The following is a 3,689-nucleotide window of genomic DNA, read 5'->3' as shown; positions in this document are numbered from 1 at the left end:
GCCGAGTACCTGCTGTGGCAGACCCTGGTCGCCGCCTGGCCCATCGACGCCGACCGGCTGGTCACCGCCCTGCTGAAGTCGGTACGCGAAGCCGATCTGCAGACCTCCTGGACCGAACCCGGCCCCGCCTTCGAAGCGGCCCTGGAACATCACGCCCGCGCCGTGGCCACCGACCCCGCACTCACCGGGCCGATCGGCGACTTCGTGGACACCCTCGCCCCCTACGCCCGCAGCAACACCCTCGCCGCCGCCCTGCTGCACCTCACCGTCCCCGGAGTCCCCGACCTCTACCAGGGCAGCGAGGAGCCCCTGTACACCCTGGTCGACCCCGACAACCGCCGCCATGTGGACCTCGACGCCCTGGCACAGCGCCTCGCCGACCTCGACGGCGGCACCCCGCCCGCCGGAACCGCCGCCGAGAAGCTGCACCTCACCGCCACCGCGCTGCGGCTGCGCCGGGACCGCCCCGGCACCTTCGCCGCCGACCACACCCCGCTGCACGCCCGGGGCCCCGCCGCCCGCCATCTGCTGGCCCAGCTGCGCGGCAGCGACGTGGTGGCCGCCGTCACCCGCCTGCCCCACGGACTGCACCACCGGGGCGGCTGGGACGACACCGTCCTGCCCCTGCCCGCCGGCCCGTCCGGCAGCTGGACCGAGCTGCTCACCGGACGCACCTTCCCCCCGGGCCCCGTCCCCGTCGCGGACCTGCTGTCCCGGCTGCCGGTCGCGCTGCTCACCTCATGACCCCACCGTGCCGCACGGCCCCGTCCTCCCCGCCGCGACGGGACGGGTACGCACGCGGCACGGGAGGACCATTCCCGGCCGCGGGGCGAGCCGGGCCCGGCAGAGGGGTAGGGATGCGGTGACCTCCCCCGTACCCGAGGAGCCCGCATGGCCGACCGTGCCCGCACCCACACCTTCCGGCTGTGGGCGCCCGACGCCCAGCAGGTCGAGGCCGAGGTCGACGGTGTACGCCACCCGCTGCAGCCCGACCCCGACCGGCCCGGATGGTGGCTGGCCGAACTGCCCGCCGACCCGGCCGGCTCCGACTACGGCTTCCGGCTGGACGGCGGAGAGCTGCTGCCCGACCCCCGCTCGGCGCGTCAGCCCCACGGTCCCGACGGTCCCAGCCGCCTGGTCGACCACGGGGCGTTCCGCTGGTCGCAGGAGGCCGCCGGATGGCACGGCCGGGCCCTGCCCGGCAGCGTCCTCTACGAACTGCATGTGGGCACCTTCACCCCGGAGGGCACCTTCGACGCCGCCGCGCAGCGGCTGGACCACCTGGTGGAGCTGGGTGTCGACCTGGTGGAACTGATGCCGGTCTGCCCTTTCCCGGGGCGCCCCGGCTGGGGCTACGACGGTGTCAGCCTGTGGGCCGTGCACGAACCGTACGGAGGCCCCGACGGGCTCAAGCGGTTCGTGGACGCGGCCCACCGCCGGGGGCTGGGGGTGGTGCTGGACGTGGTCCACAACCATCTCGGCCCGGCGGGCAACTATCTGCCGCGCTTCGGCCCGTACTTCACCGACCGCCACCACACGCCGTGGGGATCCGCGGTCAACCTGGACGCGCCCGGCTCCGACGAGGTGCGGGCGTACCTGATCGGCAGTGCACTGGCCTGGCTGCGCGACTACCGCGTCGACGGGCTGCGGCTGGACGCGGTGCACGCCCTGGCCGACGACCGGGCGCTGCACTTCCTGGAGGAGCTCTCCGGCGAGGTCGACCGGCTGGCCGCCGCCACCGGCCGGCCGCTCTTCCTGATCGCCGAGTCGGACCTCAACGACCCCCGTACCACCGCGCCCCGTGAGGCAGGCGGCCTCGGCCTGACGGCGCAGTGGAGCGACGACTTCCACCATGCGCTGCACGCCGTGCTCACCGGGGAGTCCCAGGGCTACTACGCGGACTTCGCCGGCCGGCCGAGCGGCCCGCCCCGGGCGGTGGCCTCCCTCCCCGGCGGGCCGCTGGGCGTCCTCGCCAAGGTGCTCACCCGGGGGTGGCTGCACGACGGGACCTGGTCCTCCTTCCGCCGGCGCACCCACGGCCGGCCCCTGGATCCGCACCGCACCCCGGGCCACCGGCTGCTGGGCTATCTGCAGACCCATGACCAGGTGGGCAACCGCGCACTGGGCGACCGGCTGTCGGCGACCGTACCGACCGGGCTGCTGGCCGCGGGGGCGGCGCTGGTGCTCACCTCGCCCTTCACCCCCATGCTCTTCATGGGCGAGGAGTGGGGCGCGGGCACACCCTGGCAGTACTTCACCGACCACACCGACCCGCAGCTGGCCGAGGCGGTGCGGCAGGGCCGCCGCCGGGAGTTCGCTGAACACGGCTGGAAGGCCGAGGAGATCCCCGACCCGCAGGCTCCCTCCACCGTGACGGCCTCCACCCTCGACTGGTCCGAGCCCGACCGCCCCCCGCACCGGGAGCTGCTGGAGTGGTACCGCACCCTGCTGCGGCTGCGGCGCGCCCATCCGGCGCTCACCGATCCCGACCTGTCCCGGGTCGAGGTCTCCTGGGACGAGACCGAACGCTGGCTGGTGGTGCACCGCGGCCCCTACCGGGTGGCCGCCAACCTCTCCGACCGGCCCCGGACGCTCCCGCTGGGCGCCGACCGCCACGCCGTGCTGGCCGCCTTCGGGCCGAGCGGCGAGGACGGGCCCAGCGGGGACCGCGACAGGCTGCTGCTTCCCGCCGCCTCGGTCGCGGTGGTCCACACCACCGAGTGACCGGAATCGATCGCTCCGCACGGCATATGACGGTCCGCCACCGCCACCGGTCATGCGCCGCCCTATGCTGCTCACGCACAGGAGAGCTCGATCACATCGGGGAGATGCGATGACCCAGAGCCAGGACTGGATGCGCGCGGGAGAGGACGATGTCCGTCCTCCCACCGATCTGCGCACCGACATCCCCCACCCGGCGCGGATGTACGACTACTTCCTCGGCGGGAAGGACAACTTCCCCGCCGACCGGGAGGCGGCCGAGAAGGCCCTCGCCATCAGCCCGGCCTTCCGCACCGGAGCGCTCGCCAACCGCGGCTTCCTGCAGCGTGCGGTGCGCCATGTGACCCGGCAGGGCGTCACCCAGTTTCTGGACATCGGCACCGGGATCCCCACCGCGGGCTCCACCCACCAGATCGCGGCCGAGATCAACCCCGACATCCGGGTCGCCTACCTGGACAACGACCCCATCGTCCTGGTGCACGGCCGCGCCCTGCTGGCCGGCGCCGTCCAGGGAAGCGCCACCGTGATCCACGCCGACCTGCGGGACCCGGCCGGGATCCTGGCGAACGCCGAGGTCCGCACGGTACTGGACTTCGAGCGGCCGATCGCGCTGATGCTGGTGTCCATCCTGCACTTCATCGGTGACGGCGACGATCCGCTGGGCATCGTGCGGCAGCTGGTGGACGCCCTGCCCTCGGGCAGCTGTCTGGTGCTCTCCCACGCCACCGGCGATTTCACGCCGCCCGACCAGGTCGACCAGGCGCGGGCCCTGTACGCCAACTCCTCGGCGCCGCTGGTCCCGCGCAGCCGCGACCAGGTGGCCGCCTTCTTCGAGGGCCTGGAGCTGGAGGAGCCGGGCCTGGTCACCACGCCGCTCTGGCGCCCCGACGCCCCCGTCCAGGAGGGCGACGACCGTGCGCCCGGCTGGGCCGCCGTGGGCGTCAAGCCCTGAGAAAGTGTTGGGTAAC

2 protein-coding genes and 1 pseudogene are annotated in these 3,689 nt (G+C 74.2%); all 3 read left to right on the top strand.

The window, feature by feature from the left end:
• Window positions 1-744: pseudogene (locus AOK09_RS34040) on the top strand (malto-oligosyltrehalose synthase); the annotation flags it as partial.
• Window positions 745-891: 147 nt separating this feature from the next.
• Window positions 892-2,724 (top strand): malto-oligosyltrehalose trehalohydrolase, encoded by a 1,833-nt coding sequence (treZ, locus tag AOK09_RS34035; RefSeq protein ID WP_055591081.1) that lies wholly within the window; start codon window positions 892-894, stop codon window positions 2,722-2,724.
• A gap of 109 nt (window positions 2,725-2,833) precedes the next feature.
• The gene (locus AOK09_RS34030) at window positions 2,834-3,673 is read left to right on the top strand and encodes an SAM-dependent methyltransferase (protein WP_055591080.1); all 840 of its coding nucleotides are present in this window, start codon (window positions 2,834-2,836) and stop codon (window positions 3,671-3,673) included.
• Window positions 3,674-3,689 lie beyond the last annotated feature (16 nt).

The sequence above is a fragment of the Peterkaempfera griseoplana genome, from assembly GCF_001418575.1.
Classification (GTDB): domain Bacteria; phylum Actinomycetota; class Actinomycetes; order Streptomycetales; family Streptomycetaceae; genus Peterkaempfera; species Peterkaempfera griseoplana.
Note: the sequence above shows the minus strand (reverse complement) of the source record. Positions and strands in the feature narration are given on the sequence as shown.

Excerpts from the sequence above, each read along its gene's own strand:
- treZ (WP_055591081.1), top strand. The coding sequence starts at position 892 with ATGGCCGACCGTGCCCGCACCCACACCTTCCGGCTGTGGGCGCCCGAC.
- AOK09_RS34030 (WP_055591080.1), top strand. The coding sequence starts at position 2,834 with ATGACCCAGAGCCAGGACTGGATGCGCGCGGGAGAGGACGATGTCCGT.